Below are 25,116 nucleotides of genomic sequence, written 5' to 3' on the forward strand. Positions count from 1 at the left end.
AAGAGTCAATTTAGCGACTGAACAGTGAAAACTCCAGTCGTGGCTCAGGCGATTTTTTATGGATCCCGGTCACGATGCAGTTTCGCGGTTGGAAGGCGTCTAAAACGGAATGTACACCCCTTTGGTGATCGCTATGACTGTCATAATCGGACAGCTGGTATTATCCGAATCTGTTGAATTCCTATAGAAAATCAAGTGAAAAGAGCAAGTTACCGATAGAGAAAGATAAGAACCCGCTGTTTTTGCAGAGTGGGTCGTTATTTGATTTACTTCGTCGATTCGCATTCACAGCCCCCAAGACTGGTCAGGAAGGTTTTTTGGAAAGGGGCTTACGCTCAGGAGGAGCTAGCGAAATAGTAATCGATGTATGCTACAGGACAGGGACATCGCATGTTTCGCTCATCATTTTTTGCTGCCGGCTTATTTGTACTGCTGACGGGTACGTCATTTCTGTTTGTGGACAAGATGGTCCTCTCACACAAAGTGACGGTGGAAGAAGAACCAGAGCCCGTTCGCGAACCTGAGTTCCGTGGATTTCTGGGGATGACCTCACTGAATGAGGATCAGCAGGAAGAACTGAATCCCCCTGACTGGGCTGCCTTCAGCCTGATGTCGATCGGTGCAGTCACCATGCTTTACGCAGTTGCATTGCCTAAAAAAAACAAATAATCTCCGACTGATCTCAGAGATATCAGATCAACAGCGATGACCATACCTGGTTCATCGCTGTTTTCGTTTCAGGATTCCAGTCGCATGGTCGACCAGAGACTCGGGTCCTGGCCAAAGGGGAATTCCTGGTTGATCGTCATGAATTGCTCACCCAGTTCCGAATCGAAGATCTTATAGTAAAAGCCAAGCTGGGGATAAGCGGCAGGATCGTAGCCATTGAGCGTTTCCGCAGGCAGCCAGGCTTCCAGTTCATAGCCGTTGTTTTTGAGGTCCGACCAGAGTTTGATCTGAGAGAGGTCTGACTGCGGAGCGTCTGACTGGGCGCGATTGATTGTCATCTGCGTGCAGAGTGGCTGTTTGCGGGTATTTCCACAGGCCTGGAACTGAAACAGGTGACAGTACCGGTTGGCCCGATGGATGTTTTTGGTATCGCGTGTGTCAATCCAGACCTGAAAGGTCTCTGCGGGCGTCGTGGGATGCTGTTTCGAATCCACTTTCAGACTGATTCCCAGTCCCTCGTTATTCCAGGCCAGCTTGACCGTTCCCCATTTTGAGGCATCCTGCTGAAACGTCAGATCGGGCAGGGTACAGGCAGCGGGCAACTTGAGCAGCCGCCCCTTCTGATGGGGAATCTTTTTTACTTCCTGCAGCGTGATCGCGTGGCGAAAGTAAAACGAATGTGGAATGATCGACATAAGCTTTCTGGTCCTGAACTTTTAATATTCTCAACAGCGATTAAAATCATATCAGTTGCCTGTCACCCCATCCAGCGTTGTCCCCGTTCTTTCCCAGCTGTTTTTTTATTGAAACCAACCGGGATTCAGAAAGCCTTCTATGCCCAGCCAGTCGATGCAAGCCATTCAGATTCATGGGGCTCGCTGCCATAATCTGAAAAATATCGACGTCACTTTTCCACATCAGCAACTGACGGTGGTGACCGGAGTCAGTGGTAGTGGCAAAAGCAGCCTGGTGTTTGACACCGTGCACAGCGAAGGTCAGCGGCGCTTCCTGGAAAACCTCTCGCCGGCCACCCGTCAATTACTCAGCCAGATGACACCTCCTGATGTGGACCTGATCACAGGACTGCCCCCCACGATCAGTATTGAACAGACCCCACGTACCCAGTCGAAACGCAGCACACTGGCGACGCTGACCGAGGTCTACGATTTCTTTCGCATCCTTTATGCACAAGTGGGAATCGTACATTGCACGCGTTGTGGGCAACCATTGCACCAGCAGTCGGCCGAACAGATTGTCGATCTGATACTGGCACTGGAAGATCGGCAGAAGGTCATGATTCTCGCGCCGGTGGTCAGCGGTAAGAAGGGGCAGCACTCTGCGCTTCTGGAGAAGATTGTCAAAGAGGGGTTTGTGCGAGCACGCATTGACGGAGAGATTCTGGATGTCACACAGGCTCCCTCTCTCAACGAGCAGACGGACCACGATATTGAAATTGTGATCGACCGGATTATCGTCAAAGAGGGGATTGAGGCCCGTCTCAAGGAATCAGTCGATCTGGCTCTCAAGCATGGCAATGGAGCCTGTTATGTAACCCATCAGACACCAGAGGGCTGGTCGGACCGATATCTGAGCACCCGCCTGGCCTGTGGGGCGTGTAATCTGAGTTTCCCGGATCCCGAACCCCGCACCTTCAGCTTTAACAGCCCCTACGGAGCCTGTCCCGTCTGTGATGGGCTGGGGGTGATTGAAGCGGACGATGATGAGCAAACGGTCTCCGTATGCCCTGACTGCCAGGGAGGGAGACTGAATATCTATCCCCGATCCATTTTTCTACACCAGACCTCCATTGACCAGCTGATGCGAATGACCCCCTCAGGCATCACCGCCTGGCTGCGTGAGTGGGAGTCTCAGGAGCTCGAACAGTCCGGCGCCCGAAATCGGGAAATTGCCAGCCAGTTGGTGCCGCCGATTCGGAGTCGTTTACAGTATCTGGAGGAAATCGGCCTGAATTACCTGCAGATGGCCCGGCCTGTCCGAACGCTTTCAGGGGGAGAACTGCAACGGGCGCGACTGGCGGCCTGCCTGGGGAGTGAGACAACCGGCGCCTGTTATATTCTCGACGAGCCGACTGCCGGTTTGCATGCAAAAGAGACGGAAAAACTCCTGACCATTCTGAATCGCCTTAAGCAGAATGGTAACACCGTGATTGTGGTAGAACACGATCTGGACCTGATCAAAGCCGGTGATCTGATTCTCGACCTGGGGCCGGGGGCAGGGCAGGCGGGAGGCGAAGTCGTCGCCGCGGGCTCTTACGAGGAGGTGGTCCAGAATGAAGAATCGTTTACCGCCCGGGCACTCCGCCACGCTGCTCACTTTCCAGACGCGCTGACGAGTCCCCCGTCAGACGCGAAAATCAGCCTGACCGGGGCCCGGCTGCATAATCTGAAAAACGTCACACTCGAACTTCCCCTCGGACAACTCGTCTGTGTCACCGGCGTCAGTGGATGTGGGAAAAGTACCCTGATCATGGAAACCCTGGTGCCGGCTCTGAAGGCGGAATTACGAAAGCAGCAGGTTCAGAACAAAGAATACGATTCCCTGGATGGAGTCGCACACCTGCAACAGGTGAAGACCATTGATCAGACTCCCATTGGTCGCAGCGGTCGCTCTAATCCGGCGACGTTCTGTGGAATCTGGGATGAAGTCCGCAAATTATACGCGCGCACTAAGACAGCGCGATTGCGGGGATACACGGCGAGCCGTTTCAGTTTCAATTCAAAACAGGGACGCTGCACGGCCTGTCAGGGACAAGGGTACCGGCGTGTTGATCTGCAGTTCCTGCCTTCCCTGTATCTGCCCTGTGAGTTGTGTGGCACGCGGCGTTTTAACCGACAGACACTGGCCGTCAAGTATCGTGACAAAAGTGTGAGCGATCTGCTCGACATGTCCATAGCAGAGGCGGCACAGTTTCTGGAGGCGATTCCCAAGGTCAGCGATGTGCTTAATGTCCTGGTTGAATTGGGACTGGATTATCTGGCACTGGGGCAGCCGGCCAACATGCTATCCGGCGGTGAAGCTCAGCGATTGAAACTGGCGAAAGAACTCATCACCCGCACGCCAGGACAAACGCTGTTTGTACTCGATGAACCGACACGCGGGCTGCACGTGCATGACATCGATCAATTAATGCAGGTATTACGACGACTGGTTGGAGCAGGTCATTCGGTCCTGTTTATCGAACATCAGGCACAGGCAATCATCCAGGCTGACTGGATGATTGAACTGGGACCGACGGGAGGCGAAGCCGGTGGTTACCTGCTCGATGCCGGCTCCCCCCGGGATGTGGCCCAGCGAAAAGCAGGGGCGACCGGTGAAATGCTGTCTGAACTTCTGTTGCGATAAACGGGTTCGGAATGTTTTAGAAAAAGTTCGCAGTACAGTCCTGAAATCATAGCTGCAGGAAACTATAATCCTCTCCCGCAGCGTACCGTACAGACAGATAACGCTGTAAGAACGAAATTCCCGGCTCTTAAGCACAGTTACAGAAACGTCATGAAATTATTTAACGAATACGGTATCTCCTTTGAATATCCCGATGACTGGGAACTCTCCAAACAGGTCGATGAAGAGCACGGAGAAATCCAGATCAGCGTCAGCAGTGAAGAATCGTCTTTCTGGTTGATCTCACTCTACATGGTCGATGTCCCCCCAGAGGAATTACTCAACCGCTCACTGGAAGTCTTTCGGGAAGAATACGAAGAAGTCGATGTCTATAAAACCGACGTTAAGCTGGCAGGGAAAACCTGCCTGGCACGCGATCTGGAATTTGTCTGCTCTGAACTGATAAACAGCGCCTTTCTCCGCGTATTCGAGACGGATCTGTTTACGGCATTCGTGCTCTATCAGGGAACAGATCAGGAACTCGCCAAAACTCGGAAAGATCTGGAAGCAATTTCAGCCAGCCTGGATGTGTTTGACAGCGGCTATGAGGGATATCTGGACATCGTCTAGGGATCGCCGAAATCCGTTCCCACTCCCCCAGAGATATCCTCAGAATTATTCACGAAACCCGGTGGAATCCCCGTCGATTTTACGTTTTTTCTGATGAGGTATTGTAGATCGAACTCCTAATCTGGATAATGTGACTGACGTTCTATAACCGTAATCGACACGTTTACAGTTCAGGAGCAGACTGATGTCAGTGGAAATTGAGTCGCACCAGGTCGAGAGCATCGGAGTCGTTGCAGGCCTCGTCTGGCAATATTTGAGCGAGAATGAGCCGGTTACTTTAAGCAAATTGTCTCGTGAAATAGATGCTCCCCGCGATCTGGTAATGCAGGCCGTAGGCTGGTTGGGCCGCGAAGGAAAAATTTGCTTTCACAAAGGCTCTCGCAGCAAACTCATTTCTCTGAAGGAAGAATAGCAGACAGTTCTACAGATTGATTTCTGACTGCCCGCAGCGATCTGGGCACATCACTGCGGACAGACTGGAATCAGAGTCGTTTCGGGATTGCCCTGTGGGAGAATCTTTACTGATGAAAGGCTCAAATTTGACCGAACTCTACCAGCAGGCACGTCAGTTACTGAAAGAGCGTAAGGTTAATGAGGCCGTTGAGATCTATCAGCGGATCATTGGTACCAAACCGACGGAAAAGAAAGCTCACACCGGTCTGGCCACAGTTTTCTTCCAGCTCAAAAAATACCCGGAAGCGATCGAGCACTTCAAAACTCTCTCCAGGCTTTCCCCGGCCGATGCCTCTCCCTACATTAACATGGGAGCCATCTATAATCGCATGGGAGAATATCGGCAGGCTCTGGACGTGCTCCGCAAAGCGGTGCATAAGGATAAGAAATCGGCAGACGCGTTTTACAATATGGGCATCGCTCACAAAGGCCTGAATCAGCTCAGTATGGCGGTGACTGCTTACAAGCAGGCGATCACTTTCGACCCGGATATGGTCGATGCTCACTTTAACCTGGGTAATGTTTATCTCGAAATGAAAAACCATACCCAGGCGCATATGAGCTTCAGCCGCGCTCTGGAAATCACGCCTTCCTTCAAAAAGGCGATCAATGCGCTCAAACTTCTCGAGGTTGAAACGACCAAAGAAAAAGCCGGTTTTAATCCCTTCGGTAGACTCGTCGATGAATCAACGCTACGTAAAAAAAACGTTTCGATTGCAACGCGAGACATCACCGAAGAAGAACGCGAAATCGATCGCAGGGACCTGCATAAACTCTGTGAAGAAGTGCAGGTTGCGGCGGAGAGCATTATCCGCGATCTGAAAACGGGCGTCACTCCCTCGATTCTGAACCTCAACCGTTGTATCTCGCAGGGGGCAAAACATTACTCTGAACTGGCCCAGGTGAATGAGGACTTCCAGAAAAAACTCAAAACGATGAACGATATGCGGAAACTGCTCAAGCATCGCATGCTGGAAATCCGTGCTCATGAAGAGCTGATGAATACGATCGACATGCAGTAAACTGCTGATCCCGGCTTTACCGCAACAAACGACGCTGCGTTCGATAGGGCGTGACTGAAACTTTCCCATCATGTCTGATGGAGCAGGTCAGGGCACCGTGGGTTGAGGTGGAGTAAACCCTGGTTTGTGGTGCATAGACCTGCTGTAGTTGGTCAATCGTCTGCGGTTTGCCTCCGCTCACAATCACATGATCCGGATTGGCCCATTCTGCCAACTCCCGTGTGTTCGCTGTCAGGCTGCCATGATGCGGGGAGAGGAGTACATCAATTGTCCCGGGCGACTCCTGCGCAAGCAGTGCCTGTAATCCATCTCCTTCCAGATCACCAGTCAACAAAATCGTTCTACCTTGATAGGAAACCAGCACCGTCAGACTGGCGGCATTATCTTCTTCGAAAGCCTGCGCGTTGCCTGGATGCAGAATCTGGATTGTAACGCCTGCCCCAAGATTCAGCTGATCACCTCTGCTGACCAGCGTCATCGGTAATCCTTCGTCCTCTGCCAGTTCGCTTAATTCAATCGTACCTGCCTGACGGTGGTCCAGGAATGACTTCGGGAAGGCCAGTTCTCTGACATACCCCCGCTCAAGCAGGCGGGATGCCGCGTTGTAATGATCCTTGTCTGCATGCGAGAGCAAGAGCAGGTCTACGCGACGGATACCGTGCGCCAACAGCGTTTTGCGGATAATCTCACTGGTTCCTTCGACTGGCGCCAGCGAACCGGCATCGTAGAGTACGGTCGGACCAGCCGGGGATTCAATCAGGATTGCCGCACCGTGATGAACGGCGATGATCGTACATTTCAATGCGGGTTCAGCGTGGTTGACAATGGGGAAAATCAGTCCCCCCAGTACCCAGCAGGGGACGAGTGACAGTCGGATCTTTCGTAACCACGCGGGCGAAAATAGATCAGCAGTCACTCTTACCGGAAGAACGGCAAGGAGAATAAACGAATAATAACAGATCAGCCACCAGGCCGGGGGAGACGGTAACTCATAGTGGCCGCCGGGAATCTGTGATGCGAAATCAACCAGAGACAATAAAAGTTGCAAGCTGCTGTTGAAGCAGTAACCAAACAGGTGCGTTCCCCAGGGCAGAATCGGTCCCGCGAAAATCAGCAGGTATCCCAAGAGTAACACCAGAAACAGGAACGGAAACACCAGGGTATTGATCAGCAATCCGATCGGAGCCAGCAGGTTGAAATAATACATGACCAGCGGTGCCGTCAGCAGCCAGATCATCAACGTAACCAGAAAAACGCTGTAAAACATCCGGAACAGTCGAATCAGGACCTTGTGTAACGGTGTCTGCAGGACCGGATCCTCGGCCAGAATACGCCAGCGCAACGGTATCCAGGATTGTGCGAACGGCTTGCTGTAAAAGTCCTGTTGCACGGTCCACAAAATGGCGGCAACAGCGAGAAAAGATAATTGTGTTCCCGGGTCAAACAAGTCTGTGGGATTGATGATCAGAATCACCAGTGCAGTCACACAGACCAGATTCACTGTAGTAATCGTGCGCCAGTTGATCAGTCCCAGGACGGCCAGGAGGCAAAAGAAAGCCGCACGCAAAACCGGAGGTCGGATTTCAATAATGGAAAGATAAAAGCCAATCGCCAGCACCAGAAGTCCAAAGGCCACCTTGCGAGGCAGATTTAATACATGGCAGAAACTCCAGACAAAGAGGCTGAAAAAACCGATATGGAGCCCGGAGATCGCGAGGAAATGCACCAGTCCGGAGCGACTGAACTTCTGCTGAGTTTCGGGCCGCAATTCCGATCGGTCTCCCAGCAGCAGTGCCAGGGCGATTCCTTGAGTCTCTCCTGACGTCTGTTGAATGATATTGTCTCTGACTTTTTGGCGCAGAGTTTGACGAAAAGAACTCCATGACCAGCGAGCACTGGGAGTGATAACACTTACCGCTTCTGAAAATTTTACCGACAGACGGGCTTCGATCTGCCGTTTGCGGTAATATTGGCTGAAGTCAAAATCCTGTGGATTCAGCTTACCACTGATAGGGGTTAATTTTCCGCAGACGGTAACCGTATCGCCCAGTGAAAAGGGGACCGATCGTCCCGGCGTGGCTGGCTCGTAGATTGAGACCTGTATTTTTCCGGAGACCGGAAACTGATTTTGCCCTGTATCAATCTTCCGGCACGCGAGTACCAGCATTGTCCTTTGCTGAGGAGCGTCAGGATTATACTGCTCATCCCCATCAGCGATTTCTGTAACAGGCATCGTGCTGATAATGCCTGTCACACGCACCAGTTTACTTGTGTCGTCTGTGGTCGGTCCGTCATCAAATATTCGGCTGATGTGATCCGGTGCATGACTATACCAGAAAACATGGTGCCGCAGTCCTCCCATACAGAATAGCAAGATGAGTAACAGACACCCCGAAATGGCGAATCGACGCTGGTAACAGGCAACACACCACAGCAGTGACGCCAGACCGCTGAACCAGATCCAGTCACCCAGCGGAAGTGGATAAAAGGCATCGGTTACAATCCCGCCGGTAAATACCAGCAGTACTGTCAGGGCAGGTGAACGGGGAAAAAGGTTCACTTCGCGATCCCTCTCTGCAGTGACCGACGGTCTTTCCAGAGAAGAATTGCTCATGAGTTGCTTTCCTGATTCATTCCGATTTTGAATTTTCGGGCAGGTGCAGATCAACCTGACCATGCATCGTGTAGAAGCGGAAACGCTCTCCATCCGGTATTAACAGTCCACTGGACTGATTGGCTTCCGGTCTGGTGAGGGGATTCCCTGGATATTTGACCCAGTTCAGCAGATCTTTGGAAGCCGCCAGGTTTGTCGTCCAGAGAGAGGGTTTTTTGGCCGCCGCCGTCCCGTGGAACACCATGTAATAGGTTCCACGATGCTTAATCAACTGATTCATGGCGATCATTTTCTGATCGTATTTGCCCGGGCCAGGCACCATCACCGGCTGATCGTTGTTCACATTGGTCCAGACTTTCATGTCGGGAGAAATCGCCAGCCAGATGCCGGCGTCCCGTCGCTCATAAAACAGGTACCATTGATCGTTTTCATGCCAGACAACCGGGGTTCCATAGGGCCCCTCCGGAATCGGTTTTCCGTTACTCAGTCGAACGTCCAGAGCGCCGACCCGCTTCCAGTTCACAGCGTCGGTAGATACCAGATGCTGAGCAATGTCGTTCTTGCCTTCCGCAAACATGTTATAGGTCCCCTCATGTTTGAGGACCATCATATCTTCAACCCAGTGTTTCTCGTAAATCGGATTACAGGGGGAACGAGTCCAGTGGATGCCATCATATGACCAGGCATAGCCCAGCTTTTTCAGCCCCTCGCGGCTGCCGTCATAACCCGTAAACCAGAGGTGATACAGATCCCCCTCCGGCATGATCCACCCACGTTCACGGATTTTGACATCCCAGTGTCCAGGCCCCTGGGCTTCGAAGATCGGATTGTGCTGATAAGGGACGAATTTTGTGAGTTCATCGGGAAATGTGATCTCTTCTGCACTGAGTGTCTGCACCGGCAGAGAAACGATCAGGGCTTGAAAGAACAGGACAGAAAAGATTACAGTCAGAGTGCGTTTCATTGTGATTCGATTCATTTTCCTACAATCGTCAGGTTTCTTGTGTTTCCACTGCCAACTCCTCGGAGTTTCGCTATTATACGCAGATCGCTTTTGAAATTACAAAAGCGTGGTTGCGGAAATCGGATCCGCCTGATGATTCCCCATATGATGCCATAGATTTCAAGAGGAAATCCCATGACAGAGTCTGCCGCTTTGCTCGATATCCAGGGGCTTAAGACCTACTTTCACACCAGTCGTGGCGTAGTCAAAGCTGTCGAAGATCTGACCATTCATATTGAAAAGGGGAAAACACTGGGGCTGGTGGGAGAATCGGGGTCCGGCAAGTCAGTGACTTCACTGTCGATCATGAAACTACTCCCCGATACCGCTGCGCAGATTGATGGCGGTTCGATTTCCTTCCTGGGAGAAGACCTGGTTAAGCTCCCCGATCCCGAGATGCGGAAGATTCGCGGCCGTGAAATCAGCATGATTTTCCAGGAACCCGGCACTTCTTTGAATCCAGTTTTCCGGGTCGGCAAGCAGGTGATGGAAGCCATCATGTTGCACCAGAAGGTCAGTCAGGCTGAGGCAAAACAGAGGACCATTGAACTGTTTCACGAAGTCGGAATTCTGGACCCGGAACGACGTTTTTCGAGTTATCCACACGAAATGTCAGGCGGCCAGAAACAACGCGTGATGATCGCGATGGCCTTGAGCTGTAACCCGGAACTGCTGATTGCCGACGAACCCACGACCGCCCTTGACGTGACCATTCAGGCACAGATTCTGAATTTGATTCGCAAACTGCGGGATGAGCGTGGCATGTCGGTACTGTTCATCACCCACGATCTGGGAGTGATCGCGGAAATCGCCGACGATGTGGCCGTCATGTTTCGTGGGAAACTGGTGGAATACAAACCGGTGATGGAGATCTTTGAAAATGCAGAGCACCCCTATACCAAAGGGTTGCTTGCCTGTCGTCCGGCACTCGATACATCCTTTAAGCGGTTGCCTACCGTTTCTGACTTTATGGATTTCGAAGAAACCTCACCCGGTGACTACCGGATCGAGGAAAAAGAGTTCGATGAAAGCCGCTTTCTTGAGTTGACGACTCACGGTCGTCCCCGCCTGCTGCATCCGCGGAGCGAACTGGAGTCGATGGGTTACCAGTGGGACACGGTGCAGAATCTTCCCGAATCGGAATGTGTCCAGGACGGTGAGAAACCAATTTTAAGTCTCGATGATTTGCACGTGCATTACCCGATCAAAAGCGGTGTCCTGCGTCGCACGGTCGACCATGTGCGTGCCGTCGATGGCATCTCATTGAATATCTATCGTGGGCAGACACTGGGACTGGTAGGGGAGTCCGGTTGTGGAAAAACGACAACCGGAAAGGCCATTGTCGGCCTGGCACCAGTTTCGCATGGGAAAATTCTGCTCGAGGGGAATGATCTGGCACACATGAGTCGTTCGGGCAGAAAACCGTTTCGACGTAAAGTGCAGATTATTTTTCAGGATCCCTACAGTTCACTCAACCCCCGCATGATGATCTCGACGATCATTACCGAATCGATGATCGCGCACAATCTGGGAAGCTCCAAACAGGATCGGCGCGATCGTGCTGCGGCACTGCTGGAAGAGGTCGGGTTAACGGTTGATTATCTCGATCGCTATCCGCATGAATTCTCCGGCGGTCAGCGTCAACGCATCTCGATTGCCCGGGCACTGGCGGTCGAGCCAGAGTTCATTATCTGTGATGAATCTGTTTCGGCTCTCGACGTTTCCGTGCAGGCGCAGGTGCTGAATCTGCTCAAAGATCTGCAGGAACAGCATCACCTGACTTACATTTTTATCAGTCACGATTTGAGTGTTGTAAAGTTCATGTCAGACATGATGGCAGTGATGAATCAGGGAAAACTCGTCGAACTGGGCCCCTCAGAACTGATTTATCAGGCCCCACAGCAGGACTATACAAAACGTCTCATCGAATCAGTGCCTACTGATGACTTGGCGCAAATACGGCTCCGGGTTGAACATAGAAAAAAGCAGAATTCGTAGCGCCAACACTCAATAATATGTGGATTCTTCAATATGATCCGAGTTCTGAATTTTCCCCTTTCCGAACAGTAGACCGGCCGTTTTACCGTTGCTAACCTTGCCCTTCAGGTTACGGGACCGTCAAAGTTTTCGTCGGCCCCACATCTTAACATCCTATAGGGAAGGACTAGGAAAAGGGATTATGACTATAAGACCATTATGGAGAGTCGTGTTTGCAAGTCTAATGTGCCTGCTGTTGATTCAGCCGGCTTTTTCTGAGGAGAACGAAAAGAAAGAGGGAGAGCATGACTGGTTGATCAAACATCCTACCATTCAGCGACTGCTCGAACTTCACAACCAGGAACGTGCCCGTAACGGCATGCCTGCCCTGACACTGAATACCAATATGTGCCTGCAAGCTCAGGAACATGCCACCTGGATGGCCGACACCGGATACTATCAGCACAGCAACCTTCCCTGGCCGGAAATCATCTTCCAGGGACCGACCTCGGCAGCAGCTGCCGTCAATGGCTGGATTGCATCGCCCGCACACCATTCGATCATGCTGACCGGATCACAGGTGGGCTTCGGATATATGATCCGCAATGGACAACACTACTGGGTGGGAGTTTTCAAATAGGATTCACCCCCTGATCCCGTTTCCGGGATGACAATTTGAATTTTCACTGAATCAGGCTGATTTTGGTTGATGGTAAGTCTAAACGCAACTTGCCTTTAAAACCAGAATCAGCCTTGTTCTATTTGACAGAGTCTGCCACAATCTACTACAAATAGCTCGCAGAACCTGTTTCGCAGTGATCTGAACCCCGATTGAATCCACCCGAGATTTTCCCGACGATCCAATGGAGTAATTGAAGGAATATCCATGTACTACTCATCCACGCTGAATCGATTGCTTTTGACTATTTTACTCACCTTCTTCCTGACGGGTTGCCCCGGACCTGCCCCCGAAACCACAGAAGAAGCTGAGAAATCCGAGCCTTTGCTCGAGCCATTCGATGCCCCGTCACTGGCGGAACTGGATGAAAAAGTAGAATGGGAAGATCAGCCGGTGCTGGATAGTCTTGAGTTGATGCGTGAGCGACAGAGTAAGGAAAAGCCTCTGGTCTCTGTGGAAGAAGCTCTGAAGCTGAAAAATGACACCCAGGAAAACAATGAAAAGATCCTGAGTGCTCTGGGACGTCTGCCTGAAAATGACGAACAGGTTGACTGGGGCGCGACCATCAATCGCCACGTTGGTGCGGATATGAAAAGCACCAACCCCATCATGGGCAGCTCCGCGGTCGAATTCGAAGTGGGTTCCTTAACCGGTTTCGGACTGTTTAGTTTCGACTGGAACTTCCGTCCCTTTGCTGTCGCTGACACTGTCGTTTCCTGGCAGACCAGTAAAGATAAGAAGTACGACAAAGTCGTCATGCGGGACGACCTGACCTGGTCAGACGGCGAACCGATTACCGCGCACGACATTGTATTTTCTTTCAAGACAATCATGAATCCGGACGTTCCGGTGCCTGCCGTTCGTTCGGGAACCGACCAGATCCGCTGGATCGAAGCTTACGACGATCAGACACTCGTCTTCTTTCACAAAGAAGCACTGCCGACCAACGTCTGGAATCTGAACTTCCCGATTATTCCGAAACATATCTACTCCAAAGAACTGGATAGCGATCCCACGCTGCAAGACAGCGAATACCACGTCAAATACGAGAACAGCCCGGTCACCGGCGGCCCTTACGAATACGAAAAACGGGTTCGTGGACAGGAGATCCTGCTCAAACGCCGGGAAGGCTGGTACATGCAGGATGGCAAACAGGTTCGCAGTCGGCCTTACTTCGAACGGGTTCGCCTGCGAATTATTGAAGATCCCAATACGGCACTGCTCGCTCTGAAAAATGGCGAAATCGACGAAATGGCTTTGAATCCCGAACTCTGGAAAACCCAGACGGAAGGGAAAGATTTCTATGACGTCTGTACCAAAGCCAGTGGACTGGAATGGGTCTATTTCTATTTTGGCTGGAACTGCGAAACGCTGTTCTTCCAGGATAAGAAAGTGCGAACCGCGATGTCCTATGCGTTCAATCATCAGGAAATGCTGGATGAACTCTGCTACGGACTCTATCAGCCCTGTACCGGTATTTTTCATGAAACGGCCTGGATGTCGCCCAAGCCGATGACGAAACCGTTCCACCAGGACCTGAAGAAGGCAGAACAATTACTGGATGAAGCTGGCTGGATCGACCATGACGGCGACGGGATCCGCGATAAAGAATTCGACGGAAAAACGATTCCGTTCCGCTTCAGCATTATGACGGCCAACCGACCGCTGTCACTTTCCATCTGTACGCTCCTCAAGGAGAACCTCGACCAGATCGGGATTATCTGCGAGGTCAAAGCGACGGAATTTACCGTGATGCAGGATAAAGCCCGCAAACATCAGTTCCAGGCCATGTTCGGTGGCTGGGGAACCGGCACCGACCCTGATACCGGCATGAACCTCTGGAAAACAGGGGAAGGCCGTAACTACGGACAGTACTCTAACCCGAAAGTCGACAAACTGTTTGAAGAGGGGCGTCGGGAATTTGATAAGGACAAGCGTGCCAAAATCTATGGAGAAATCCATAAGATTCTCTACGAAGATCAGCCTTACACCTGGCTCTACTACCGCAACTCCTTCTACGGCTTCAATAAAGACCTGAGAGGCTATGTCTTCAGCCCCCGTGGTCCTTACGGGTACGGTCCCGGTTTTGGCAGTCTCTGGAAACCGGTCGAGAAATAGTCATCGTACGCTGCTCTGATTCGAGTCATCACAGGCTAAGGGTCTGCTCAGCCTGTGGCGGAACGAAAGCTACTGTTTTTGTTGATTCTGATAATGGATTGATTCAATAGCATGTTCAGTTACTTCGTGCGAAGGCTCCTCATCGGGTTAGTCACACTCACGCTGATTACGTTTATCATCTTCGGTCTGATTCGTAACATGCCGGGAACGCCGCTCTCAACTGCCATGGCGATGATCGACCCTGGCAAGGAATTGAGTGAGGCAGACCGTGAGCGAATGGAAAAAGCCTACGGGCTGGATAAGCCCTGGCCGCAGGCGTATGTCTTGTGGGTGAGTAATGTCTGCCGTCTCGATCTGGGGCGTTCCATTTCCCGAAAGCAGCCTGTGACCCGTCTCATCAGCGAACGGATCGGACCGACGCTGATTCTCTCGGTGAGCTCACTGCTGTTAACCTATCTGCTGGCTATTCCGATGGGACTGTACTCCTCGGCGCGTCAGGGACATCTCGACGAACGAACCATTGGCACGATTCTGTATATGCTGTATTCGTTCCCGAGTTTCGTAGCGGCTCTGTTTCTGCAGATCTATCTGGCCAACAAACTGGGCTGGCTGCCTCTGTATGGCATGAAGAGCGATAACTACAGCTCGATGTCGACGATCCAGCAGGTCTGGGACATCTTCCTGCACGCCATCATGCCGATTATCTGCTACACCTATGGCAGCCTGGCGTATTACAGCCGGTTCATTCGGGCGAATATGCACGAAGTGTTGCGACAGGATTACATCCGCACGGCTCGCGCCAAGGGTCTGGGGCCCGTGAATGTTCTCGTCAGACATGCTTTCCGCAATACATTTATTCCGCTGGTGACTCTCATTGGGCTGACACTTCCCTCGCTGCTGGGAGGGTCAGTGATTATCGAGCGGATCTTCAGCTGGCCCGGTATGGGACAGCTTTATTTTGAATCCATTCTGGAACGGGATTACCCGACGATCATGGGTTTGACACTGATGTTTTCGATCCTGACTCTGGCAGGACAACTTATGGCCGACATCTTCTACGCGATGGCTGACCCCCGGGTCAAAATCTCTGATCACTGATGCCGGCTCCTGTACTCAACCATGGTTTATATCTGAAACTGATTTCTCTTAAAGTCATTACTCATCATGCAACAGAAATCTGACACTGACCAGAATAATGTCACTGCACCGAAGAAGGTCAAAAAGTCACCCAGTTTCTGGGCTGAGACCTGGCAGCGTTTTAAGCATCGCAAAATGGCGATGATCGCTCTGATCTACATCGGCTTTCTCTGCATGGTGGCTGTCTTTGCTCCTGCAATTGCCGGGACCAAACCGATCATCTGTAAATATAAAGGTCACATTTACTTTCCTGCGATGGGCTACTTTCGCCGCGAATGGGAAAACCCGATCTTCTACAAAGACCGTTTTCGCAACCGCTATCCTGAAAACCTGAAAGCGAAAGATCCCGACAGCTGGGCGATCTGGCCACTGGTCTATCAGGATCCTTATCGCCGCGTGTATGACGACGAATGGAAGGGAATGCCGGGAAATCCAACCCAGGACAACGGGAAGCCCAGTTTGCGTAACTGGTTTGGTACCGACCAACGGGGTGTGGATGTCTTCGCACAGATGGTCCACGGAACCACGATTGCTTTGTCGGTGGGTTTCGTCTCGATGGGCATTGCGGGAGTCATTGGAATCATTGTCGGCGCACTGGCTGGTTTTTATGGCAAAGGCATCGACATGGTGCTCAGCCGAGTCATCGAGGTTGTAATGTGCATTCCGACGTTGATTCTGATTCTGGCGATCATTGCCATCATCGATGCACCCACTATCTGGCATATGATGGCCATTATTGGCTGTACCGGCTGGACTGGTATTGCCCGACTGGCACGCGCTGAATTCATGAAGCTGCGAGAAAGCGATTTCGTCCTGGCCGCAAAGACCACCGGGGTCGGACAGTTTCGCATCATCTTTCGCTATATTCTGCCCAACTCGCTGGCACCGGTTCTGGTTCCCATCACCTTTGGAATTGCTGCCGCCATCCTGATTGAAAGCGGACTGAGCTTCCTGGGATTCGGAGCACCTCCCCCAAATCCAAGCTGGGGAACACTATTGAATATGGGGCGTCAGAACCTGCAGATGTGGTGGTTAATCTTCTTCCCGGGGATGGCGATCTTTATGGCCGTGCTGGCATATAACCTGATCGGCGAAGGATTGCAGGAAGCTTCAGATCCTCGACTGCGGGATGCTTGAACCTGAGAGAATCGTAGGGACCACTCTACTTTGCAACGGTGGAACCCTCTTTCTGCTCCAGCAATGCTGATTCGAGTGTCGTCAGTTTCTGGTCGATCTCTGCAGACTGCTCCGGTTCCAGGGGATGATTTCCGTAGCGGACCTGATAATACAGTCGGGAGATTTCTTCCGGATATTCGGTGAGTTGCGCCTGAGTCAGTTCCTGCTTCAGGTCTACTTTCACGTGATGAGAGAATTCCTGCTGAGTCTCTGTCTGTTTACGAATCAAGCCTTTACTGGCCAGCAGTTTCTGGAACCGTTCATAAAATGCAATCTGGGCAGAACGCATTTTACTTTCCTCGTCCTGGTTCCTGGCCAGTAATTTACGGATCAGACGAATCATAACCTGGCAAAACCATTTCAGAGCAAAGAACAGACCGGCAATAATGAAGACAGCGGCCGCACCTTCCCAGCTGAACCAGCGACGGGGGGAAGAGAGGAACTTCTTGATGGACTGAAACATACTGACGGTCGTCGTTCGGATATCGAGTAGACGGTTTCCGATTTTCTTACCAGCGCGAAGCAGGGGATCGTAGAAGGTCGCTTTCTGCCGTTGAAAAGAGACTCCAATCACATAATCAGACCAGAACTGGCTGAAGAACTTCGACATTCCCTTCCAGCTTCCCAGGGAGGGCGCACTCTGGGCAACCATCTCTGCCCGCTCCAGGCTGGGAGTGGCGTCCATTGTGATCCATTTGCCGTCCAGAAACGCTTCAACCCACGAATGGGCGTAACGCTGTTGTACCTCAAACTGGTTCGATAGATAACTGGAATCCCCCCCTTTGAAACCACTGATTACTCGCGTGGGAATATCAATCGCACGTAGCATCAGTGCCAGTGTTGATGCGTAATATTCACAATGTCCTGATTTGCGATTAAACAGGAAGTCTTCCACGGGATCGATTTCCGGATCCACGATCGACATGTTGAGTGTATAGCTGAATTCACCGGAATCGCGTAAATGCGATTCCAGAAACTTTGCCTTAGCCAGATTCGTCTTCAACTCGGGATGGTCGGCGATCAACTGCTTCGTGTACTGAATCAGCCGCCGTAAATCTTTGCGGGGCAAGTCCAGATAGACCTCTTCATTATCGAGCTGATTCATCAGAATATTCTGATCCAGATCCTTGGCGGTAAAGACATTGTATTTGGTGTTCCCATCCACCTCAGGGGGGTGGGTCTGGCGGATTTCCAGCGTATCAAGATTCAACGTATTTTCGGTTTTACTGAGCATGTCCATGCCCACGATCGGTTGCAGCACGAACAGAACATTGGTCCCGATCGATTGCATCACCATTTCCTGCCGATAGAGATCTTTGACTTCCAGTTCCTGCGAATTCAGTAACCGCCAGTTGGAGTGACGGCGCAGCCGACTCCAGCTGCCGTTGTCGTAGGTCGAAAGAACCGCACCGCGAAACAGAGGCTCGTCCATACCCAGGATTCTGACGAATTCCATGACGGGGATCGGTTCCTCGGTCTGGTTGTCGTAAACTGTCAGTTCCAGTACGCGCTCAGAGCTTTCCAGGATTTCTCCCATTTCACCGAGCTGTACTTTCTCAGCGAATCCTACCAGGGGACGCTTTTCGGCTTCGAGAGTCTCATTGTTAAAGAAGGAGCGATTGACCCACAGTCGCGGAATCAACAGGAAGAAACACATGGAAATGATCAGCGCACTGATGGAGCAGCCTATCGACGACCAGATAAATTCTGCCGTGATCCATTTTCGTGTCTGATCTGACTGAATGCCGTCCTGCACGTGACTCTGCCGGTGAAATGGGGAGGTCGTACTCGTAGCGACCGCGGTACGCGGCAGGGGAGTCGGTGTCTGCTGACTGGAGAATGTTTTATCGGTGCGATAGATCGAGAAGACGGTGAGCGTCCAGAAAGCGAGAAACAGATAGACGACCAGCAGAATTCCATAGTAACCGGACTCGGTCAACACCGCCCCGACGGCGATCTGCAGAAATCCCAGAGCAAACAGCCACCAGTACTGGGTATCCCCTTTTTTCTGCAGCAGGATGATCCAGGTCAGGTAGACCAGGAAATGCGCCCCCGCCAGCAGACGGCCTTCGATATCAGAAAAGAATTCGCCACACACCAGCAGAAACGCCAGGAGCCCCAGGATGTTCGCCCAGAGCGGACTCATGCTGAACTTGTTCCAGCGATCGGTGAAAAACAGGGTGATTAACCCAAGAGGAATTGTGAACAGCTGTGGAAACAGGCCCCCTTCGGCCAGCATGAACATGAAGCTGGACAATGCGATGAGGCAGTAAACACTGATCTGAAAAATGAGAGTTAAATTCACCAGTAATTCTTCTCTATCTGAAATGGCGGAACGTTATTTCAACCAACCAATCAATTCATTAACTGTTTTCCAAAATCAACCAGCGGGAAAGAATCTCGGGGTCAGCCTCGAGCAGTCTCCATTGACCACTAAGCTCGTTACCCGGCTCTTCGAAGCAGGTCTGCAGACGTTCCCGTTTGGGGACGTCCTGTTCGCTGCGTGTCGTAATCAGCACGGTACGGGAGCGAGGTGTGCTGGCTTCAGCCACCAGTCTGGGAAACTCTTTCTTGACGGTCGATCTTCCCGGTTGCACCGTCGCCAGAAAGTCCAGCAGATATTCCAGCCCTTGTGATCCGATGCCGACTTCCAGTGTTTCCAGGGTTTTCCCTTGCGATACCAGAGTCAGTTTCGTATCGCGGCTGTAGCGTAAATGTTCGCGGCATAAGGTGCCTATGAAACTGATCGCCCACTCCATACGTTCGGACTGCTGCTCACTCGGATAGGCGGGCAACCATAGATCGAGGCCGATAATCAGGTCGTAATTGCGGTTCTGGTGGTATTCCTGAACCATCAACTCACCCAGACGCGCGGAACTCCTCCAGTGAATCGCACGCTGGCTGTCACCGGTTCGATATTCACGGATATGATTGAATTCGTCATCAAACACGCCTTTGCGACTGCGGCTCTGCTGAGCGACTTCTGCAATCGAGAAAAAATCGTCCGCCCATTTTGAACTCAGACGACCAATCTGCGGATGAACGATTAACTCACTGAATTCGGAAAAGACCGCCCCCCGCTTGACGAGTCCCAGGGGATAGCGCGTGGATACCTGCAGGGGACCAAATTCATAGATTCCCCGACGCATGAGTTTGGCAGAATAATGCGCAGACACCTGCTGCCGAGGACCGACTCTGCGAAATACAACCGACGGGCTTAACTGGTCATCTCCATTGATGATTTCGTCAGTCACTTCCATCAGATGCGCAGCGAGTACCTTTTTATTGTTTTCCAGTATGATTTCGGCGGTGAAAGTCTCCCCGACCATGACCCGCTGGGGAATCAAGCGTTTCAGCTGAATCTGTTTCAGCATGCTGTAGGTGATCCAGCCGTTCAACACGAATGGCCCGGTCATCATGGCGAAGACCAGCATCAGCATGTTCTCCCGGGAGAGCACGGAGCCCACAAACAGGACAGTCATCATCAACAGATAGACGATCCCGTCCCGGGGCAGGGAGACTCGGTTGCGTCCGATCCGTTTGATCTGATATTTCTGCAGGCCTGGGAAAAAGACCATCAGGATCTGATAGATGCTCCACAGACAGAGGGCCACCGCGACCACGCGGAGCAGCAGAGGCAGATTATGGTGGAACTGCCCCAGGGTCAGGGGAGCGTCATAGGTGTACTTGAAAATGATGCCCGCAAGCAGCATCAAAAACAGCCAAGGCCCCACTTGCGACCGTTTTTGCCATACATGGTGGAAAAAATGCTTCATAAAATGCCAGTTGCTATCTGGGGGTCGGTTTGTCTTGATGCCGTGTCCTGGTGAATCCGGAAACAGTCTCCATTCTATCAGCCAGAATTCAAAGTTCTATGCAAGTGAAGCCGGGCACTCTAAGCGTTCTCAAAATGTATCGATGGTCTGTACTCTATTTTAAGGCGTGCATTCCCGCTGCCTGACGTTTGGAATTCAACCAGGCAAATGCTCGGGGTTCCTTCTTTAGAAACTTGATTAATTGTGAAGAGGTGCAGCCCAGAAACTGACTGGCCTCCTTGGGATCAAACTGGAAGTGCGTCAGAACATCGAGGGACTCTGCCAGCAAAGCCGGGAACTCATCATGTTCGGAATTGACTTTCACAGTCCCGTTAAGAATCCGGCGTTGCCAGAGTTTGGAGGGAGCCTCTCCGAAGTGCTTTAACCGGCACTCAATCGCCAGATTGATGCGAAGTCGGAAGAGGGCGACTGAGCGGTTCCGCCCCTGTTGCCGCTTCTCCGAAGCTTCGGCGGTGATTCCCGTGGGCACATGCTTGATTACCACTCCGGTTTCAACCTTGTTGCGATGCTGGCCTCCCGGACCGGAGCGTCGCACATTTTGAATCTGGCAATCTTTCAATAAGAGATCCTGATCCAACGAGGCGGGGTGGATTTCATCCGCCAGCAGTTCAGGGGAAGAAGATGTCATTCTGATAGGTCACTTTTCGAGTCAGGGGATGTCGCGAGTTTTCTCTGACCAGCTTCACAGATCGGTTGCAACCGATTATGATGCACGGTCTTATGATATATTATAGATGGGCCGGAAAAGAATTCTCTAGAATTTTTTGACAGAAACCACATCTTAGCCGAAAACGGGAAAACGCCATGAACTGGTCACAAGAAGCATTCTCCAGCAAATTAGTGTGGAGGCTGGTATTCAGTCTGACAATCCTGCTCGTCACCGGCTGTGGAAATAAAAGTGATTCCAACAGCAAAGCAGCCACAGAATTTGTACTGAAACTGGGAGGAAAAGTGGTACCGGTCCATAGCGATCTCCCCATTGAGACAGCCGCCGATATCCCGGAATCGGGTTTTGCCGTTCGGGAAATCGATCTGACAAATGCCAAACTGAAAAATATCGACTTGCAGAAACTGTCAGATCTGCCCTATCTGGAAACCTTGAACCTGCATGGCACCAATCTCACGGACAAGGGGCTGGTATTGATTCAGGATCTCCCCCGTCTGAAATCACTGGAACTGTCTTACACACGTGTGAGCGATGCTGAAGTCAGCAAACTGACCCGTTTTCCCAAGCTGAAGAAAATCTTCCTCTACGGAACCGTGATTAAGCCCCAGACCATTGATGACCTCAAATCCAATCTGGGTGGCGCGACGGTTTATAAATAAGCTCGTCCGACTTACTTGAGTGGTTTCTGCCAGGGAACACTGCCGTATCGCTGAATTTCTGCACGTAAGAGTGTGGAAAGCTCATTGAACTTCTTGCGGTTCTTTTCTGCCAGATTCTCTTTCTCGAGGGGATCAGCTTTCAGATTGTAAAGTTCCAGCGGAGCGAAGGGACTGTTCTGCAGCAGTTTCCAGTCACCACTGCGAACGGCTTCGATGGTTTTTCCACCATAACGGTTGCCCCCTTCACGTCGACGGAAGAACCAGTGCTTTCGCAATGGTTTTTGTGGCTTACCTTCCAGTGTCGGTAGAATGCTGACCGAGTCCAGGCCTGCAGGGACTTTGATACCAGCTGCTTCACAGACGGTGGGAAACAGATCCATCGACATTGCCATGAAATCGGATTCCGTATTCGGTGAGATGTGACCTTTCCAGACAACGCCCGTGGGAACTTTCAGTCCACCTTCATACATGCTCTGTTTACCGTCACGCAGATCGCCGTTATTGGCTCCTACACTTAACTGGCCACCATTGTCGGAACTGAAGATAACCAGGGTATTCTCGCTTAATCCGGTTTCATCCAGGGTTTTCACCACCTCGCCGATACCCGCATCCAGATGCTCGATCAGCGCCACCAGCTTAGCCCGGGCTGGGTCGATACCAGCTTCGCGCTGTTTGATTTTCTCGAGCCAGTCAGCCGGCGGTTGGATGGGAGTATGTGGAGCGTTATAAGCCAGATACAGAAAGAAGGGCTGCTCCGTTTGTGCCTGTTGTTTGAGGAAATCGCAGGTCCATTCTGTAAACAGATCTGTAGCGTGCCCTTCCGGATCCACCTGCTTTTCGTTAAATCGCATGTAATTGACATCGTGACGTCGATGGTGGTAATAATCATCCATCATGTCACCCAGGAAACCGCGAAAGAAATCAAAGCCACGTTGATTCGGGACATTGGGCGTTTCCAGGCCCAGGTGCCATTTACCCACAATCCCTGTGTGATAACCAGCCTCTTGAAAGACATCAGCCAGGGTAACCGCCGAGGGGACGAGATAACCCCAGCTGTTTTGCGGATGGGTTCGGATGACGCCGGGCACCCCCACTATGTCCTGGTAGCGCCCCGTGAGCAATGCTGCCCGGGTAGGGGAGCAGACCGGACAGTTGGCGTAGAAATTATTGAATTTCATGCCCCGTTTCAGCAACGCATCGATGTGAGGGGATTTAAGATCTGTAGCACCATAGCTGCTGAGATCGCCATATCCCAGATCGTCTACAAGGATCACCAGCACATTGGGACGTGCCAGGCTCTTTTCAGCCTGAAGGGAATGGTTTCCAGAAATCAGAACCAGAAATACCGGAAGCAGATAGCGGAGCAGGTTGAGCACGTTCATGGATGAGCTTTCTCTCTGATCGTAGACACTATTCAAGGCGTTAACATCGTCAGTTTTCGTATTCGTTCCACAACTTTTCAAACTCGGATTCAAAACGAAACAGCAACGCTGGATCGCTGGTGATGATAAAATTCTCTTCGTTTTTCTCAGACGCACTCCGGGTCCAGTTGTAGCTGCCGGTTAGTACGTATTTCGAATCAAAGAGTGCAAACTTATGATGCATATGATACTGGCTGCGGTCAATGCGAACCGGAATCCCGGCACGCGAGAGACGGTCGATGTCGGAACCGGGATCAGAGGACTTCTCATCATCGGAGATGATACGCACCGAGACACTGCGGCGGTGCGCTTCCTGGATCGCCTCGGAAACACGGTCATCGGTAATCGTGAAGACACAGATATCGATCTGACGAGTCGCTGAGCCAATCATTCTGCAGATGCGATGGGCACATTCATCGTGTGGACTGAACCAGGCTTCCGACTTCATGGCAGTTTCATCACTGGCCGGCCGCGAAAGGATCTTCATCACGTCTTCCAGCCAGCCGAGGCTTTTTTCACGCATGCCGGGTACCGGTTGCTGATCTTTGAAGATCTGAAATGCCTCTGCACGGATGAGAGCCAGATGGTGGTCTGAGAGGTTCAAATGATCAAAAATCTGACTCAATGCGGAACGTTCACTGCGGGTCATCTGAAAATCTTCAAACGTCTGCAGCAGCATCTTTCGAATTTGTGAACGATCCATGATGGTCTCTTACCGGGGGCAGGCTACAATAAAGACAGGCAGTGCAAGCTTTGCGCACTCAATATTTTATAGTAGCGTTTCCCCAGGGATTGGAAAAGACACTCTCATGAAAGTTCTCATTTCAGGAAGTTCCGGACTGGTCGGTTCGGCGTTATGTCAACGACTCGAAGCAGAACCCGACTGCGAAATCGTCCGCCTGGTTCGCAAGCAGTCACCAGATACACAACAGACTTCGGTCGTGTGGAATCCTGCAGAGGGACAACTGGAACCACAGGCATTTGATGGTGTAGACGTCGTGGTTCATCTGGGCGGTGTCAATATTGCCGGCAAACGCTGGTCGCCGGAAGTGAAACAGAAAATCTTCAACAGCCGCTTTCAATCGACTTCCCTTCTGGCCAGTCAACTGGCGACACTGGAACAGAAACCGTCCGTCTTTTTATGCGCCTCCGCAGTTGGCTTCTACGGAGATCGGGGGGAAGAACGACTAGATGAGTCCAGTCCACGGGGAGAAGGGTTTCTGGCCGATGTCTGTCACGCATGGGAGCAGGCCACGCAACCGGCCAAAGATGCGGGCATCCGTGTCGTCAACATGCGATTCGGCATGATTCTCGACCGTAAGGGCGGGGCACTGGGACAGATGCTGACGCCATTCAAAATGGGCGTCGGAGGCAGGCTTGGCTCGGGAAAACAATACTGGAGCTGGATCGCACTGCCGGATGTGATTAACGCATTGCAGTTCTGCCTGAACCACAGCGAGCTGGCAGGACCGGTCAACTTTGTCGCCCCGGATGAAGTTACCAATCTGGAATTCACGAAGACCCTGGGAAAGGTCCTGTCACGGCCGACCTGTCTTCCCGTTCCTGCGTGGGGCGTCAAAACCGCGTTTGGCGAGATGGGACAGGAACTGATGCTGACCAGTGCCCGGGTGGTCCCGAAGAAGCTGACCGAAGCGGGCTTTCAGTTCCAGTATCCGCAACTGGAAGATGCATTCCGCAGCGTTCTGTAGTTCA

General features: G+C 51.7%; 20 protein-coding genes. 12 read left to right on the forward strand and 8 right to left on the reverse strand.

The genetic code is table 11. The features are described from left to right. Positions 1-390: 390 nt before the first annotated feature. Positions 391-669: a hypothetical protein gene (locus tag F1728_RS30750; RefSeq protein WP_145185291.1), complete on the forward strand. Its 279-nt coding sequence runs from the start codon at positions 391-393 to the stop codon at positions 667-669. 68 nt (positions 670-737) lie between these two features. On the opposite strand, the gene F1728_RS30755 is transcribed toward F1728_RS30750, so the two are convergent. After that, positions 738-1,364, reverse strand: coding sequence for a DOMON domain-containing protein (locus F1728_RS30755; RefSeq protein ID WP_155367209.1), 627 nt, complete (start codon positions 1,362-1,364; stop codon positions 738-740). 139 nt (positions 1,365-1,503) lie between these two features. Between F1728_RS30755 and F1728_RS30760 the strand changes: the two genes are divergently transcribed. The 4 genes from F1728_RS30760 (at position 1,504) to F1728_RS30775 (ending at position 6,116) form a co-directional block, all read left to right on the forward strand. Further along, positions 1,504-4,032 carry an excinuclease ABC subunit UvrA gene (locus F1728_RS30760; protein ID WP_155367210.1) on the forward strand — a complete coding sequence of 843 codons (2,529 nt, stop codon included), beginning with the start codon at positions 1,504-1,506 and terminating at the stop codon, positions 4,030-4,032. Between the two features lie 150 nt (positions 4,033-4,182). Continuing rightward, on the forward strand, positions 4,183-4,641 hold the full coding sequence (locus F1728_RS30765; protein ID WP_155367211.1) for a hypothetical protein: 459 nt from the start codon (positions 4,183-4,185) through the stop codon (positions 4,639-4,641). A 184-nt stretch (positions 4,642-4,825) separates the two neighbouring features. Then, on the forward strand, positions 4,826-5,053 hold the full coding sequence (locus tag F1728_RS30770) for a winged helix-turn-helix domain-containing protein (protein WP_145439962.1): 228 nt from the start codon (positions 4,826-4,828) through the stop codon (positions 5,051-5,053). Between the two features lie 94 nt (positions 5,054-5,147). Beyond that, a complete protein-coding gene (locus tag F1728_RS30775) occupies positions 5,148-6,116 on the forward strand; it encodes a tetratricopeptide repeat protein (RefSeq protein ID WP_261344490.1) in 969 nt (322 codons plus the stop codon). 16 nt (positions 6,117-6,132) lie between these two features. Here F1728_RS30775 and F1728_RS30780 read toward each other — a convergent pair whose 3' ends face one another. Beyond that, positions 6,133-8,730, reverse strand: coding sequence for a DNA internalization-related competence protein ComEC/Rec2 (locus F1728_RS30780; protein WP_194242605.1), 2,598 nt, complete (start codon positions 8,728-8,730; stop codon positions 6,133-6,135). 16 nt (positions 8,731-8,746) lie between these two features. Continuing rightward, positions 8,747-9,694, reverse strand: a complete 948-nt coding sequence (locus F1728_RS30785) for a glycoside hydrolase family protein (RefSeq protein ID WP_155367214.1) — start codon at positions 9,692-9,694, stop codon at positions 8,747-8,749. A 174-nt stretch (positions 9,695-9,868) separates the two neighbouring features. Between F1728_RS30785 and F1728_RS30790 the strand changes: the two genes are divergently transcribed. The 5 genes from F1728_RS30790 (at position 9,869) to F1728_RS30810 (ending at position 16,781) form a co-directional block, all read left to right on the forward strand. Then, a complete protein-coding gene (locus F1728_RS30790) occupies positions 9,869-11,731 on the forward strand; it encodes an ABC transporter ATP-binding protein (RefSeq protein WP_155367215.1) in 1,863 nt (620 codons plus the stop codon). Positions 11,732-11,939: 208 nt separating this feature from the next. Then, on the forward strand, positions 11,940-12,350 hold the full coding sequence (locus F1728_RS30795) for a CAP domain-containing protein (RefSeq protein ID WP_194242606.1): 411 nt from the start codon (positions 11,940-11,942) through the stop codon (positions 12,348-12,350). A gap of 246 nt (positions 12,351-12,596) precedes the next feature. Then, positions 12,597-14,507, forward strand: coding sequence for a peptide-binding protein (locus F1728_RS30800; RefSeq protein WP_155367217.1), 1,911 nt, complete (start codon positions 12,597-12,599; stop codon positions 14,505-14,507). A gap of 111 nt (positions 14,508-14,618) precedes the next feature. Then, positions 14,619-15,605 (forward strand): ABC transporter permease, encoded by a 987-nt coding sequence (locus F1728_RS30805; protein ID WP_155367218.1) that lies wholly within the window; start codon positions 14,619-14,621, stop codon positions 15,603-15,605. Between the two features lie 66 nt (positions 15,606-15,671). After that, positions 15,672-16,781 (forward strand): ABC transporter permease, encoded by a 1,110-nt coding sequence (locus F1728_RS30810; protein ID WP_145041226.1) that lies wholly within the window; start codon positions 15,672-15,674, stop codon positions 16,779-16,781. A 25-nt stretch (positions 16,782-16,806) separates the two neighbouring features. Here F1728_RS30810 and F1728_RS30815 read toward each other — a convergent pair whose 3' ends face one another. The 3 genes from F1728_RS30815 to F1728_RS30825 form a co-directional block, all read right to left on the reverse strand. Then, entirely contained in the window at positions 16,807-19,125 is a 2,319-nt protein-coding gene (locus F1728_RS30815; RefSeq protein WP_155367219.1) for a transglutaminase TgpA family protein, read from the reverse strand. 58 nt (positions 19,126-19,183) lie between these two features. Next, positions 19,184-20,533, reverse strand: a complete 1,350-nt coding sequence (locus F1728_RS30820) for a DUF58 domain-containing protein (protein ID WP_194242607.1) — start codon at positions 20,531-20,533, stop codon at positions 19,184-19,186. A 217-nt stretch (positions 20,534-20,750) separates the two neighbouring features. Continuing rightward, complete coding sequence (locus F1728_RS30825) at positions 20,751-21,284, reverse strand: peptide chain release factor family protein (RefSeq protein ID WP_194242608.1); 534 nt, start codon at positions 21,282-21,284, stop codon at positions 20,751-20,753. Positions 21,285-21,460: 176 nt separating this feature from the next. Between F1728_RS30825 and F1728_RS30830 the strand changes: the two genes are divergently transcribed. Further along, complete coding sequence (locus F1728_RS30830) at positions 21,461-21,982, forward strand: leucine-rich repeat domain-containing protein (RefSeq protein WP_155367221.1); 522 nt, start codon at positions 21,461-21,463, stop codon at positions 21,980-21,982. 11 nt (positions 21,983-21,993) lie between these two features. Here F1728_RS30830 and F1728_RS30835 read toward each other — a convergent pair whose 3' ends face one another. Beyond that, positions 21,994-23,364 (reverse strand): sulfatase family protein, encoded by a 1,371-nt coding sequence (locus F1728_RS30835; protein ID WP_155367222.1) that lies wholly within the window; start codon positions 23,362-23,364, stop codon positions 21,994-21,996. Between the two features lie 49 nt (positions 23,365-23,413). Then, positions 23,414-24,106, reverse strand: a complete 693-nt coding sequence (locus F1728_RS30840) for a phospholipase D-like domain-containing protein (protein WP_155367223.1) — start codon at positions 24,104-24,106, stop codon at positions 23,414-23,416. Between the two features lie 106 nt (positions 24,107-24,212). On the opposite strand from F1728_RS30840, the gene F1728_RS30845 reads away from it, so the two are divergent. Then, positions 24,213-25,112 (forward strand): TIGR01777 family oxidoreductase, encoded by a 900-nt coding sequence (locus F1728_RS30845; protein WP_155367224.1) that lies wholly within the window; start codon positions 24,213-24,215, stop codon positions 25,110-25,112. The last annotated feature ends 4 nt before the right edge of the window (positions 25,113-25,116 follow it).

This window comes from Gimesia benthica, assembly GCF_009720525.1.
GTDB classification, from domain to species: Bacteria; Planctomycetota; Planctomycetia; order Planctomycetales; family Planctomycetaceae; genus Gimesia; species Gimesia benthica.